This window comes from Actinotignum saccati, assembly GCF_051265055.1.
Taxonomy (GTDB): domain Bacteria; phylum Actinomycetota; class Actinomycetes; order Actinomycetales; family Actinomycetaceae; genus Actinotignum.
Genome location: NZ_JBOZCC010000005.1, coordinates 77,108 through 92,082 on the forward strand (window position 1 = coordinate 77,108; position 14,975 = coordinate 92,082).

Annotated in this window: 8 protein-coding genes; 2 read left to right on the top strand and 6 right to left on the bottom strand. The window is 61.5% G+C overall.

Annotated elements, in window-relative coordinates:
• The first annotated feature begins 1 nt into the window (after position 1).
• Positions 2-5,968, top strand: coding sequence for a S8 family serine peptidase (locus ACRQEC_RS05735; RefSeq protein WP_435731902.1), 5,967 nt, complete (start codon positions 2-4; stop codon positions 5,966-5,968).
• A 200-nt stretch (positions 5,969-6,168) separates the two neighbouring features.
• Here the strand turns inward: ACRQEC_RS05735 and ACRQEC_RS05740 are convergent, their stop codons facing one another.
• The 4 genes from ACRQEC_RS05740 to ACRQEC_RS05755 form a co-directional block, all read right to left on the bottom strand.
• Positions 6,169-7,254, bottom strand: a complete 1,086-nt coding sequence (locus tag ACRQEC_RS05740; RefSeq protein ID WP_284890035.1) for an alpha/beta fold hydrolase — start codon at positions 7,252-7,254, stop codon at positions 6,169-6,171.
• A gap of 21 nt (positions 7,255-7,275) precedes the next feature.
• The gene (locus tag ACRQEC_RS05745) at positions 7,276-7,740 is read right to left on the bottom strand and encodes a hypothetical protein (RefSeq protein ID WP_284890034.1); all 465 of its coding nucleotides are present in this window, start codon (positions 7,738-7,740) and stop codon (positions 7,276-7,278) included.
• A 69-nt stretch (positions 7,741-7,809) separates the two neighbouring features.
• Positions 7,810-8,499 carry an ABC transporter ATP-binding protein gene (locus tag ACRQEC_RS05750; RefSeq protein ID WP_284890033.1) on the bottom strand — a complete coding sequence of 230 codons (690 nt, stop codon included), beginning with the start codon at positions 8,497-8,499 and terminating at the stop codon, positions 7,810-7,812.
• Positions 8,480-10,573 carry a hypothetical protein gene (locus ACRQEC_RS05755; RefSeq protein WP_284890031.1) on the bottom strand — a complete coding sequence of 698 codons (2,094 nt, stop codon included), beginning with the start codon at positions 10,571-10,573 and terminating at the stop codon, positions 8,480-8,482. The genes ACRQEC_RS05750 and ACRQEC_RS05755 overlap by 20 nt, the downstream gene beginning before the upstream one ends.
• A gap of 626 nt (positions 10,574-11,199) precedes the next feature.
• Here ACRQEC_RS05755 and ACRQEC_RS05760 point away from each other — a divergent pair.
• On the top strand, positions 11,200-12,081 hold the full coding sequence (locus ACRQEC_RS05760) for a hypothetical protein (protein WP_284890029.1): 882 nt from the start codon (positions 11,200-11,202) through the stop codon (positions 12,079-12,081).
• A gap of 27 nt (positions 12,082-12,108) precedes the next feature.
• On the opposite strand, the gene metX is transcribed toward ACRQEC_RS05760, so the two are convergent.
• Entirely contained in the window at positions 12,109-13,362 is a 1,254-nt protein-coding gene (gene metX, locus ACRQEC_RS05765) for a homoserine O-acetyltransferase MetX (RefSeq protein WP_284890028.1), read from the bottom strand.
• Positions 13,363-13,384: 22 nt separating this feature from the next.
• Positions 13,385-14,701: an O-acetylhomoserine aminocarboxypropyltransferase/cysteine synthase family protein gene (locus ACRQEC_RS05770; protein WP_284890026.1), complete on the bottom strand. Its 1,317-nt coding sequence runs from the start codon at positions 14,699-14,701 to the stop codon at positions 13,385-13,387.
• Between the last annotated feature and the right edge of the window lie 274 nt (positions 14,702-14,975).

Below are 14,975 nucleotides of genomic sequence, written 5' to 3' on the forward strand. Positions count from 1 at the left end.
TGTGACAGGTTTTAACTGGCGCCGCCTGGGCGGATTATCCGTCACGGCTGCGCTCGCCTTAAGCGTACTCACTACTCCGGCGCTCGCTGCGGATCAGCCAGCGCCGTCGAATCCCGCCGGCGCTTTCGCCGGTCTCTTCTCTCCCGATAACCCCGAGCTGGCTGCCTTCCAGGATCTGCAGGGCTCCAATGAACGGGTGCGGGTTATTGTGCTCCTCAAGGACCAGTCTCGCCTAGGCAGCGATACCGGTGAGGCGCAGAGCCTGGCCACGCAGGAAGACCTGGTGGCACAGTGGTCGGAGAAGTACGGTCTGCAGCTTGAGCGCCAGTTCGGCTACCTCGTCAACGGTTTCGCCGCGACGATGCCGGCGGATAAGATGGCCGCTCTGGAAGCGGAAGCCGCGGTGGCCTCGGTCAAGCGTGAGCGCGTCTACCAGACTACAGACGTGGCCGCGACCGAGCGCGCAGCCGATATTTCCCGCGCCGTCGCCCAAAGCGCGCTTGCCCAGAACGCGCTCGCCCAAAACGCGGGTGCCACGCAGGCGCTCACGCAGGGCGCCCTCGCAACGCAGCCGCAGGAAAATGTGCCCCTCGAAGATGCCTCGCGCGATATGCAGGGCGCGCCCGCGGCTCTGGCTGATGCCGGCGCGGACGGCACCGGTATGGTTATTGCGATTGTGGACACGGGTATCGACCCGACTCACCGCGATATGCGCATCGACAATTGCGATACCGCGAAGATTAAGAATATTAACACCGCTGCGAATCCCGCCTTCACGTGCAAGGTTCCCAACGGTTACAACTACGCCGATGATAATTTCGAGATCGTCGATACCACCTCGTCCATGCACGGCATGCACGTGGCAGGTATTGCCGCGGCAAACGGCCTGGATGAAGGCCAAACCTTCGCGAGCACCGGGCGGGTGGAAGGCATGGCCCCCAATGCCCAGCTGCTGGCGATGAAGGTCTTCTCCAATGACCCGGCGCGTTCCCGCGGCGCGGCCGACGGCGATATTATTGCCGCCATTGAAGATTCTGTGAAGCTGGGCGCCGACGTTATTAACCTCTCTCTGGGCTCCGATAACGGCTTCGGCTACTCCAACGGCGCGGGCCTGGCCATTGAAGAAGCGCGCGCCAAGGGCGTGCTTCCGGTGATTTCCGCCGGTAACTCCGGACTCAATTTCTCGCCGAGTGGCGGGGAAGACGATATGTTCGGTAAATGGGACGACGGCGTTATTGGCTCGCCCTCGGCTCACGATGCCACGCTTTCGGTTGCCTCGATTGATAATAATTTCGAAACCCGCTCGGTCGCCCGTGTGACCGTGGGGGACAAGACCGAAGATATTTTCTACGAACTTGCCACCGGTAAGCCGGATAATGTGGCCCGCGAAGCGGTAGCCGCCGGCACCGGTAAGCCGGAAGAATTCCCGGAAAACACTGCCGGTAAATACGCTCTTATTGAGCGCGGCGGCATCACCTTCGGGGAGAAATTCGGCAACGCGAAGGCGGCCGGTGCGGCCGGTGTGATTATCTACAACCACGAAGCCGGCGGGGATTCCATGATCTCCATGGGCGGTATTGACGAATACACCTTCCCCGGTGGCGTGATGTTCCGCTCCGATGCGCTGCGCCTCGTGAAAGCAATCGAAGCGAAGACCCCGGTCACCATCGCCCTCACGGATGAAGCCCGGACCACGCCCTCGGCTACGGCCGGCGCGCCCTCCAACTTCACCTCCTGGGGCCCGACCTCCAACCTGGACTTCAAGCCGAATATTTCGGGTGTGGGCGGCAACGTCTACTCCACGCTGAATTCCAATACCTACGGCTCGATGTCCGGTACCTCGATGGCCGCCCCGAACGTGGCCGGCTCCATGGCCAGCGTGCTCCAGGTGCTCGGTGAGCGCTTCCCGGAGATGTCCCGGGCGGATCGCCTCAGCCTGGCGGAAACGCTGCTCATGAACACCGCGGAAATTCCGCGGCACGACGGCGTTCCTTACGCCCCGCGCCAGATCGGCGCCGGTTTGGTGCGCGTGGATCACGCCCTGGCTTCCCAGGTGCACGCCCGCGTGGACGGTGCCAATTCGGTGGCCCTGGGCCAGGTGAACGGGCCGGTGTCCTTCACCGTGACCCTCACCAACCACGGCGATAAGGAAGCCGCCTACGCGATTCCGCGCCAGGAAGTCGTGAACGAAACGAATAACGCGAACGACACCACCTCCACCTTCATTTCCAAGGAAACGCTGACGGCGGACCGCAAGGTCCTCACCGTGGCGCCCGGGGAAACCACGCAGGTTACCTTCACGCTCACCCCGAGCAAGGGTAATCACTTCGTGGAAGGCTGGGCGGTGCTCTCCGGCGTTCAGGAAACTCCGGATATTAAGGTGCCCTACCTGGGCTTCGCCGGGGACTGGAACGCCGAACCCATTTTCGTGGCTCCGGGCCAGACCTGGGGTGAGGGAAATACCTCCACCTCCCAGCTGACCACCACGATCTTCGGGATGACCTTGCCCATGAAGAACAATATCTTCGGGGAATTCTGGCTCTCGCCGAATAAGGACAATAACGTTGATGCGGTTGTCCCGAATCTCACGCAGCTGCGTAACGCGGAAGAAGCCCAGTTCGAAATCTACGATGCGGCCGGCAAACTCGTGACGCGCGTGGGTGAGGAACAGGAACTTTCCCGCCAGATCGCCGGTACTGCCCTGGGCACGAAGAATATTGCGCAGGCTTACCGAGCCCACGCTTTCGATGGCACGGTGTGGGATGCGGCCAGCGCGAGCTTCAAGGCGATTCCGGATGGGCGCTACACCTACCGCGTCAAGGCACGCCTGGGTGATCGCTTCGACTGGCAGACCCTCGATATGCCCTTCGGTGTGGATACCGTGGCCCCCGAAGTTTCCGTGGGTGAGCCCTTCGAGCGTGACGGCCAGCAGATCCTGCCCTTCACCGTGACCGAAACCGGCTCGGGGATTTTCTCCTCGCCGATGGTGGAAACGGATAAGGGTACCCAGATCAAGCCGGTCACCAAGAATTCCGATACTTCCTTCGAAGTGGTGCTTCCCGAGGGCGTTTCCTACGTCATTGTTACCGTGGCCGACCAGGGCATGAATAACACCATGGTCACCAAGGTGCTGGGCGCGAACGCCATCGAGATCCCGAGCCTGAACACCTACAACACCCAGGTCTTCACCCCGAATCACCGCCTCGTCAAGGACGGTAAGCTGACCGTCTTCGGCCTGGCCTCCGATGCGGTGGCCCGCGTCACCGTGGCCGGTACGGATGCGGAGCTCGGCGGCGGATTCTTCGCCGCCCTGGTCCCGCTCACCGCGGGTACCCAGGAGATCCCCGTGGTTGCCTACGGTGATAACGGCCGCGAAATCACCCGCACGGTGCTGACCGTCACCTACGATACGGTGGCCCCGAGCGTGGCGATTACCTCCCTCAATGCCGGCGGCAAGCAGCCGGTGGCCGAGGACGGTTCGGTCACGATCACCGGTAATGTGCGCGATGAGCGCCCCGGCGCCACCCTCACCGTCAAGGTGAACGGCAAGGATGTCACGGTGGATAACACCGGCGGATTCACCACTACCTTCACCCCGGAAGCTGACGCCGTCAGCGCCACCGTGGTGGCCTCCGATGGTGGAAATACCACCACCGAAACGGTCACCTACGAAGGCCGGGAGGTCGTGGCGGAAGATACGTCGTCGTACCAAGCACCCACCTTCACGAATGTGCAGTGCTTCGGAACCACCTGCCTACCGGATATGTCCACCGCGGAAACCACGGCGGACGGCAAGCTGGTGCTGCGCGGTAAGGCGCAGGGCGTGTCCGCCTTTGTGCTTCAGCCGCGCGTGACCGTGAACGAGGCCGGCGCCTACGTGGTTCCGGACCCGATTAACGTGAGCGTGCAGGCCGATGGCACCTTCGAAACCGCGGTGCCGGTGACCACCGGTATTAACGCCTTCCACATGAAGGTGACCGATACTGAAGGCAAGGTCCGCATGGATAGCATCCTGCGCGTGTTCTGGGATACCGGGTACCCCAAGGTGTCCTTCACGGAACCGACCCTGTACAACGGCGTGCTCTACGCGAATTCGGATGAGGTCACCTTCGCGGGTACCGCCTCCGATGACGCCTGGGGCTACGAACTCAAGATCAACGGCTCGGTGGTGCGCAGCATTATCGACCATACCGTGGGCGGCACCAAGACCAATACCCGCAGCTTCAACCAGGCATTCCCGGTTGCGGACGGCGATACGGTCCTCGTGCAATTCGGTGACAGCATGGGCAATACTCTGCTCAACACCATCCCCGTGGTGGTGGATAAGGAAGGCCCGGCGGTGAGCATCAACGGCACGGACGGCGCGGTTATTCGCGACGGCGCTGCCATTGCCACCAGCGTGACCGACCCCAACCTCAAGGCCGCGCGCGTTCTCCTCAACGGGAACGTGCTCAGCGAGCAGAGCACCGATGCGGGCCTGCTCGGCCAGACCGTTGAGGACAGCCTCGTGGACGTCAAGACCTACTTCGGTGGCGGAGACGATGCCGGTGCGAACGGTGCGGATGCCGCGAAGGCCGTCAAGACCGATGCGAACGGTGTGGCGGATAAGGACGACGCCGCCCGCGTGGTTGCGGGCGTGAAGGATGCGGCTGGACTGATGGCTGAGGCCGATGCTCCGGTTGCCGACGACGCAGCAGCTGGCGATACTGCTGGTGATGCCGCGACCACCCTCAATTACACCGTGGAAACCGCGGAGCTGGCGGCCGGTACCTACACCCTCACGGTGGAAGGCACCGACCTGGCCGGTAATTCCACCGCGCAGTCCATCTCCTTCACGAAGGACAGCCTGCCCGTGATCGAGGGCCCGGACACCGTGGAACTCACGGCGCCCGCTGGTACGCTTGACCGGCAGGCCCTGGCCGCCGAGGTACTCGCCAAGTACACGGTGAAGGACGACGGCGCAGCTGGGGCAACGGGCGATACCGCTCTCACCCTGGCATCGGGCACGGTGCTCAACCCGGGCGAGAATACGGTGACCCTCATTGCCACCGATGCTGCCGGGGCTGCCGTGACCAAGACCGTTAAGGTTACGGTGACTCAGGAGAGCGCTCCGGCGCCGTCTCCCACCCCGGATGAGCCGGGCACGCCGGGTACTCCGGATCCGACGCCGGGTCAGCCGGTGCCGAACCCGACGCCTGCGCCGAACCCGACTCCTGCTCCGAACCCGACGCCGGGTACGCCGGGTACGCCTGGCAAGCCGGCACCCGAACCGGGTAAGCCGGGTGATACCGGGAACGTGTTCTACCTGTCCAACGACTGGGTCTCCACGGTTGCTCAGCAGGTCTTCTCCTACGGGCGAGCCGCAGATCAGGTGTTGATCGGTGACTGGGATGGTGATGGCGTAGATACCCTGGCGGTGCGCCGCGGTAACCAGATCTTCATTCAGAACAGCCTCACCGGAGGCGTGGCCGATGAAGTCATTTCCTTCGGACGTGCCGATGACACCATCGTGGTCGGCGACTGGGACGGAGACGGTAAAGACACCTTCGCGGTACGCCGCGGCAACCAGGTATTCGTCCTCAACTTGATCCGTTCGGGGGATGCTGACCAGGTATTAAGCTTCGGGCGCGACGGCGATGTGTTGCTCTCCGGTGATTTCGACGGGGATGGCAAGTCCAGCTTCGCGGTCCAGCGGGGGAATGTGTTCTTCGTGAATAACACCCTCACGGGCGGTAAGGCGGAAACCTCCTTCTCCTACGGCAAGACCGGTGACCAGATCTTCGTTGGTGACTGGGATGGAGACGGGAAGGATACCTTCGCGGTCCGGCGCGGTAACCAGGTGTTTGTGGCGAACTCGCTCAAGAGCGGGAACGCTGATATCACCTTGCATTACGGCCGGGCTGGTGACCAGATGCTGGTTGGTGACTGGGACGGGGATGGTATTGATACCCCCATCGTCCGCCGCTAACACGGCACTGTTTGCAGCCCGCTAACAACTAGCGCGCCTTGCGCGGGATGCCGGCCTATTGGCCAGCATCCCGCCCCGGGCAAGCGAAAGGGGAGGCCCCGGATTTTCCGGGAGCCTCCCCTTTTTCTTATGCTACTTTCGCTGCCTTGCTGTTTTTGCTGCCTTAGCCGCGTTTATTGCCTTGAGCGCGCCCGCCGCTCCTACTGCGCCCGCCGCACCTGCCGCTGGCAAAACTCCCGAATCTCCGCGAATCCGGCCTCGCGCACCGGCGCGCGGGAGAGCAGCACGTCATGCACGGCATGATCCAATTTCAGGATATGCACATCGCTGGCAATTTCCGCGGCCCGCGCCCACATCTGCTCAACGTCCAAAACGGTATCGGCCCCGCGCAGTTCCTCGCTCCACGCCGTGGCCACCATGCTGCGTGCCGCGGTGAGCATGAGTACCGGCAGCCGCAGCTGCACATTCCGCGCTACGTAGCGCTGCGCGCGAATAACCGCGTGCAGCCAGCCGCCCCGAATCGGCGCCGGATCCGGGCGCATATCCCAGGCCGGCGTCCACCCGGTGGTCCAAAACGGATCGGTGGTGCCCTCCGGCGCCCCGGGCACCCGCGTCATTCCCTCCGGGCGCCACGCGTCGAGCACCATCCCGTAAAAGCCCGGGTCGTGTACGGGCAGTGGTTTTTTCGGTGCGGTGCGCGCCGCCAGTTCCGCCACAGGTACGACGACGGCGCTCCCGGCCGCACCCACCTGCAAATCCAACCACGGCGAATTAAGCACCAGGCCAGCCAGGTTTTTCCCGCGGCGTGACCCGGCGTAGAGGGTGGCGGTGAGGCCACCGGTGGAATGCCCGTAGAGGATGGTAGGGAGCTGGGCTGCGGCGGGGCCGAAGCGCGCGGGAAGATCGGTTCGCATGGCGGCCAGGGCGGCATCAATATCAGCGAAATACACCCGCATGCTATCCGTGTAGCCGTAGCTTTGCCGCTGCGGATCCCAGGAGCGGCCATATTTACGCAGGTCGATTGCGTAGAATGCCCCGCCGGCAGCTGTGACCGCTTCGGCAAGGGCCCACTGGTAGAACATGTCATTCCAGCCGTGAATGGCGAGGAAAGCGAAGCTCAGGGTAGGCGTGCCCGCGGGTGGCAGTGCGCGGATAAGGGTGGCGATGACGGCACCTTCGTCGTCGTCGGGAAGAGGAAGGGTGAGGCGTTCGTAACCGGCGCCGAGGAGGTCGGGTTCCCACGCGAGCGCGGGGTGGTGGGGTGTGGCGGCTCGAGTCACGTTCATCCTTTCGGCTTTTCCTCGATTTTACCGCCCGCGTGGTGTTCTTCGGGTCTTTCGGGTCTTTCGTAAAGTCAGGATCGCGGTCACCAGCGTGACCAGGAGGAATGGTGCTAGGGCAATAGCGGTTTCCGGGATTGTATTGACGCTGCGGTAGAACACCGGGAAATCGGTATAGCCGCGCAGCGTATCCATCCATTCTGGCCCCCAGCGGAAAATCACGAAGCCCACGATTCCGAGAATCATGCATCCGATTGCGCCGAGTACTTTCTTTGCCGTGGATGTTTGTGGCATCGTCGCCCACAGCGCCGAGGCGAGCAGCGGAAGCAAGAGGAATCCTGCGAAGAAAACCAGGGCGATCAGATCGGACCGCGTGGAGGGGTAGTCATCGGCAACCTTGGGCCAGTAAAGCTGGGAGGCGTAGATAATTGTCCCAATAACAATCGCGATGCCGATGAGGATAATAATCGCAAGAACACGGTTGAGTTTCATGATTCTTCGCAATCTCGAGGAAAATGATGAGAACCCCCGGTGTTCTCAGAGACAACCTACCATGCGCGATTACTCCGCGGCAGCGGTAGCACGTGCCTCCTTTAGCTCGGCGTTCGGCGGGAGGACCGGCTGGAGGACGAGGGTGCGGTCGGTGCGGGCGGCGATGCTCGGGTCGTGGGTGACGAGCAGCAGGGCGCAATCGCGTTCGCGCACGGTATCGAGGATGAGGCTGAGGACCTCATCGCGCAGCTCGGTATCCAGCGCTCCGGTCGGTTCATCAGCCACTAGCAGGCGCGGGTGATTAATGAGGGCCCGGGCCAGCGCTACTCGCTGGCGTTCCCCGCCGGAGAGGTTTTCAGCCATCGTTTGGGGGAGGACACCTAGGGTGCCGAGGAGCTCGCTGGCCTCGGTGGCGACGTCGCCATCATGACGGTTCCACAGCAGGCGCGGAAGCATCACGTTATCGAGGGCGGTGTATCCGGCCATGAGTTCGCCGTGCTGGAAAACGGTGCCGATGGTTGTGGAACGCAGGCGTGCGAGGCGGTTGAAGGGGAGGCGGTGAATATTGGTGTCGATCACCTCGATGGTGCCGGAGATGGGTTTATGCATTCCCAGAATTGTGGTGAGGAGGGTTGTTTTCCCCACGCCGGAGCGGCCCATGACGGTGAGGGTATCCCCGCCGTTGAGGGTGAAAGTGATGGGGCTGAACAGCGGGTGGGTGTAGCCGCAGACCAGGTTGTCACAGTGCAGAATACTCATGGTGATCCTTTCCAGGGCGCCACGCGCGGGCCCGTGCGGTTAGCCGGCGATACACAAGAATGGATTGCGCGGCGATGAAACAGCCGTAGATCGCGGCGATAGTGAGGATGAACTCCCAGGGGATAAACCCGGTTCCGGGCAGTAAGAATTGCCGTGCCAGGAAGATGCCGACCGCGAGGGCCGCGATCCCGGTCACGATATTGGTGGCGAGGGTGCGCCGGGCGAGGATACGGGCAACCGTGCGGGTTTGCCCGGTGAGTGCCGTGATAGCGGCGGCATCGCGTGCCTGGGCTTCGGCTTCCCGGGAGAAATTCAGCCACACCACCAGCAGCCCGCAGATGAAAGCGAAGGTGGTAAAGAGGCTGAGCCAGGTGGAATGCTGGCGGTAGATTTGCGCCAGGGCACGGGTATTTTCACCCAGAGGTGTGGATAGCGCGGGGATCGGAGTTCCCAGGTCCAAGCTGTGGATTTGGCTGAGGAGTTTTTCTCCAGAATTTCGGCCATCGGATTCGACGAGGGTGACGAGCCAGCCGCGGTCGAGGTTTTCGGGGAGATCTTTCTTCGGTGCGCCATATAACGGAGCAAGGTAATCGGAGAGCACCAGCTCTAGATTTTCTGGAGCGACCTGCCCGTCTTCCAACGGAACCACTCCGATTCCGTTGCCGGCGGCGATAATGGCAGCATCCGGACGGGCTGCGTGAATTTGCGCAACGGCATTTTCGAGGCAGCCGGGTGTATTGGGGCGGCACACAAGAGAGGAATCAACTGCGCTGAGATTCTCAGGAAGTGGCGGGATCTCCCTATCGGTATCCGCGACCGCGTTGAAGCAGGCGATTAGTAGGGTTCCGATAATGAGGAAACAGCCCGCGAGGGTGCCGGAACGCGAAGCTACCTCGGGATGGCGAATAATCCAGCGGGTGGTGAGATCAGTGAGGTGATCCCTGCGGGATCTGATGGCAAGGCTTGCCGCGGCACGGGTAAGCAGTGTAAAGGTTGCCGATAGGCCGAGTAGGACCAGAATAATTCCTATAGGAATGGCGGCAGAAGCCATGTCCGAGGGAATCCACCAGAAATACCATTGGAATCCTGCTGCCAGGATAATCCCAATAGTGAAGAGCGCTAGGCCAAGCAGGGGACGCTTCTTTTTTTGCCGTGCTGGCCGCATTGAGAGTTTGATGCGGGGCCAGGCGAAAAACAGTACGAGCCCGGCGAGTGTGACTAGCAAGGCGAGAATGATCCAGCCTAGCTGGGGGAGAAATGCCTGCGGGTGGAAGTGGAATCCGGTGAAGGGCAGGCGAATGGCTCCACTGATGAGAACGGCGACCGCGGCGCTACCCGCTAGTCCACCAAGTAATACTGGAGGAATAACTCGGGTACTGGCGTGCCGAATGAGGTGACTGCGCCGTGCTCCCACGCATTGAAGAATGAATTGCTCCTGCGCAATGCCGCTCTGAAAATTCTTACGGCAGGCCAGGGTGTAGAGAAAAATCGGTAGGACGATGACGGCAAGCACTAGAGGTAGAAGATGCTTGGCCCAGTGCTCGTACATCACGCTACCGATAGGGCGACTATTCGCACCGTTTGAAGATACGGCGAATCCTGATGAGAGAAAGGCTCGGGTTCCTGCCCGTTCTAGCTCAGACAAAGCTTCGGTGTTAACGGGGCGGGTGATAACCAGTAGTTCGTCCTCGAGAGTTACTGAGTCGTCAATAACCGCCGTGATAGGACCGAATTGTTGTTCCAAGGTTTCGCGGTAGCGGAGAGCGGGGCGGGTGACCGCCGCGCTCCCCGCTGCTGGCCAGGCGCTGAGTCCAGGGGGCGGGGGAATATCGGGTCGTAAAGGTTCAAGATACATAACACTAACTAGACGCGAATCGATAAAGGTTTCATCGACTCGGTAGGCAAAAGTAGCGTCTTCCTTATCCCGTACGTAGATAGGTCCACTCGCCCGTGCTGCTTTGTCCCGGTAGGGAATTTCAACTCCAATGGCGGCCAGCGAAAAAACCGCGACGACGCTCAATAGGGCCGCAATGAACAGGGCCGAAAATGACCGCCGCTTAGTTGTGGAATTCATAATAAACTAGAGGAGATTGATTCGTTAGTGAATCCAGCCGCCGCACGACATTGGCAGTGGGCCAGAGCGTGAAATGCACGGTCTGAAAGCGGTTATTTCCGAGGGTGCTGTTTTCGTCACGGTGGTATTGTATCCCGACTTATTTACGAGGCTACCTTCACCGGTGCCGTCGTCATATAAGTAGTAGGAAGATACAAATCTGCCATCATCAACGTTATCGGTCACGCTGATCGTGGCACCGTGAGTCACGGTGTACTGGCCGTACATTGATCCGTCGTAGACGAGAGCGGCTGCCGTAGTAGTTGCTCCGGCAGCTAGTAGAATGCCTACTAAGCCCGCTGTTACTTTCCGTTTCATCATGAAACCTCCGTTTCGGTTGTTACCACCCAATAGGGCAACTTTGCCCAGATGGGTAGCGTGCGCTCCGTTGCGCGGTGGGGAGAGCTGGAATCTTTCCCCACTTAGGATTCTACGGGTACGCGAGTCTCAAGGGAACTACGTCCTTTTGAGCTAATAGCGAAATATATTCTCAATTTGGGTTTTCGTTATATAAAATTATTGGCTATTTTGGATGGGGAGTTCGGTAGAATCCCCCTAACAGCCCATCACATAGGGAGGAGCCACCCGTGCCTACAACACAAGGCCAGCCCGGCTTGCGGGAAACAGCCACCCGGCTGCTCCCCGCGCTCGGCTTCGGACTCATCCTCGGCGCCCTCCCCCTGCTCTGGATGAACGACTGGCGCGGCACCCTCTACATCAGCCTCATCGCAATCGGCGCACTCACCGTGCTGGGCGGCATTATTTATTTACGCTACCGCTACCTCCACACCGCCGCCGCGCACGACCACCCACTCCGCACCCTCACCGCCACGCTCACGGGCATCGCATTATTCCTGAGCGGCACCCTCCTGCCCACCCTTATCAACCCACCCCAAGCCGTCCGCATCGTCACCACCCAAATCAAAGATTGGGGCGGCGGCCCACTGCGCTCCTATTTCGCGGGCGGGGCTGAAGACTTAGGTGTCGCCGTCGTCGATATTGAAAAAGAAGCCGGAACCACGCAAGCATTCCGGGCCCTCGTGCGCGAACGCCGCCTCGAAATCGACGTTCCCGTGGGTGAAGGCAATAACGCCGCGGTCACCTACTCCTGGGCGCTGCCGCGCGATACCACACCCTACGGATTCGCGGCCTCGCAGCCCTTCCGCTTCGAACGCATCCCCACCTTCGACTACACCCAGCTCGACGCCGCGCTCTTCACCCGCGCCACCACCCTCGTGCGCGAACACGGCGCACAGATCGGATTGACGCCTGCGCAGCTGGAAAGCGCGGAAGTATTCGTGCGAGTCAAATCCGCGGCCGCCGAACTGCCCGAATGCGAAGGCACCTGCCCCGCGCCCGAAGACCTCATCTACACCGGGTGGTTGCACGCCGGCGGCAAAGCCGGGCACGTGATGATCGACGCGCGCGGCACCGTGCTCGGCGAAGACTGGTCGCAATTCGGCGAGTAACGGGCCGAGTAGCGGGCAGCGCGGCGGCTAAAGAATTGCAGCTTCCGCCGGCGCTACTTCGGCGAGGAAATCCGCAATAATCGCGGACACCTCATTATTTTCGATGAGGAAACCATCGTGGCCGTGCGCGGAATGCACGGTCTGGAGCGGGCGAGCCCCGGGCAAAGCCGCGGCCAATTCCGCCATATGCTGCGGATAAAAAAGCCGATCCGAATCAACGGCGACGACGAGCGTCGGTTGCTTCAGCCCCGCCACCACCTGCGCGGTGCCACCCCGCCCGCGCCCAATATCGTGAGTAATAAATGCCTGGTTGATCGTCAGGTAGGAATTCGCATCGAAACGCGCCACCAATTTCGCGCCGTGATAATCCAAATAAGATTGGACCGAGTAACGGCCCCCGCGCAGCGGATCTTCGCCCTCCTGCGGGGTACGCCCGAAACGCGCCGCCAGCTCCGGGGCGCAGCGATAAGTTAAATGCGCTATTTCACGGGCCAGGCCCAGCCCGGCATCCGGGCCGCTCGCCCCGCTCTCATCGGGCTCGGCATCGTAATAATGCCCGCCGCGCCAGCGTGGATCCAACCGAATCGCCAAATTTTGCAGATGGGCATACGCAATATGTTCCGCGGTGCTGGCCGGGCCCGCCACGAGCACCGCAAAAGCACCCACCCGTTCCGGGAAAGACGCCGCCCATTCCATGGTGCGGCAGCCGCCGAAGGAAGCGCCCGCCACCAGAGCCCAGCGCTCCACCCCGAGCAGATCGGCGAGCCGGGCCTCCGCGGCGGCCATATCCCGCATGGTAATTTCCGGGAAGCGCGGGCCCCAGGGCTGGCCATCGGGAGCCGGGGAAGCCGGGCCGGTACTTCCCTGGCAGCCACCGAGCACATTCGGGCACACCACGTAATACCGGTCGGTATCAATGGCCAGGCCCGGGCCCACAATATCTTTCCACCAGCCGCTCTGCCCATCGCGTGCCGCGGCATGGGAATCCCCGGTGAGCGCGTGGCACAGCAGCACCGCATTGGAGCGGTCCGCATTGAGCTGCCCCCACGTTTCGTAGGCGAGTCGAACCTGCGGCAGGCGGCCGCCCAGCTCCAGTTCCAGGGGGCCAAGATCCGCGAAGCGGCGTTCACCCGGGTCGTCTCCTTCCAGCCAGGCGCCGGTGGGGCGCTCGGTGAGGCGGGGTGCGGGGGTGTAGCCGGTATCGAAATCACCGATAGGTTCGGCATCGGTGACCGGGTCTAGGGGGGCGTGTCCCACGAGGAACTGGGGGCTGGGCGTCATGATAATCCTTGATCTTCTTGCTCTAGGCGATGGACTCGAGGCCCTGGCGAATATCGGCAATAAGATCGCGCGGATCTTCAATACCGATGGATAGGCGCACGGTGGCCGGGCTAATACCATTGGCCGCCAGCTCTTCTGCGGTCAGCTGCGAATGTGTGGTCGAAGCCGGGTGCACCACCAGCGACTTCGCATCCCCAATATTCGCGAGATTAGAGAAGAGATGGAGGGACTCCACGAAAGCCGCGGCCTTCTCAAATCCGCCCGCAACTTCCACCGTGAACACCGAACCGGGGCCCTTCGGGGCATACTTGGTGGCCAGCTCGTGATAGGGATTATCCGGCAGGCCAGCCCAGTTCACCGAGTCAATCCCGGGGTGCTCGGCCAAGAATTCCGCCACCGCGCGGGTATTGGAAAGATGGCGGTCGATGCGCAGGGAAAGGGTCTCCAGGCCCAGCCCGATCAGGAAGGCGTTGAAGGGGGAAATCGCGGCGCCGGTATCACGCAGCAAGGTGGCGCGGATACGGGTGGTGAAAGGAGCGCCGGGAAGATCACCCCAGACGATGCCGTGATAGGACTCGTCCACCTCGTGGAAGCCGGGGAACTTGCCGTTCTTCCAGTTGAAGCCCGCGCGTTCCACCACGGAGCCGGCAATGGAGGTGCCGTGCCCGCCCAGGAACTTGGTGGCCGAATCCACCACCACGTCCGCCCCGAAATCGAAGGGATTCACATTGGCGGGAGTGCCGATCGTATTATCCACAATGAGGGGAATATCGTGGGAATGGGCGAGCTTGGCCAGCGCCTCAATATCGAGAATATCCTGCTTCGGGTTCGGGATCGTTTCCCCGTAGAGGGCCTTGGTGTTCTCATCAATGAGGGCTTCCCAATTGGCCGGATCCGAGGGATTCTCCACGAAACGAGCCTCGATACCGAAGTTCTTGAGCACGTGCTTGAACTGGTTGTAGGTCCCGCCGTAGAGCGAATCGGAGGACACAATATTATCCCCGGCCTGCGCCACATTCGTGACCGCGTAGAAAATAGCGGCCGAACCGGAAGCGAGGAGCAGCCCGCCCGTGCCGCCGTACAGTGCGGAAATACGTTCTTCGACAGCCCCCTGGGTGGGGTTGGTGATGCGGGTGTAGATCATGCCCGGATCGGTGAGCGCGAAACGCCCGCGAGCCTGCTCATTATCCTTGAATACATAGGACGTGGTCTGGAAAATCGGCAGCGCCCGGGCGCCGTGATCGGAATCGAGGACCTGGCCGGCATGCACCTGAAGAGTATCGAAGTGCAAAGCGTCCGGGGTAGGGGCGGTGTGCTGGGAATTCTGATTTTCTGACATGGTGCTCTCCTTCAAAAATGTGATGGGGAGCGGGCGGCAGATAACGCCCCGGCATAAACCTAGGAAAATATTCTTTTTCTCAGGCGCAGCAATATCCATTCTGGATAAACCAGAGGTGTGACATATGAGGAATGGAATTGTGCGATGCGGCGAATGCGCTCTGACCAGCCCGCTTATTTTTCTACTTGGTGTTCTTTTCCAAAATCAGCAGGGCTGATAGCGCACGTTAGGGCGGCTGGGCCGCGGAACGTGCGCTAGTTGGGCATTCGCATGA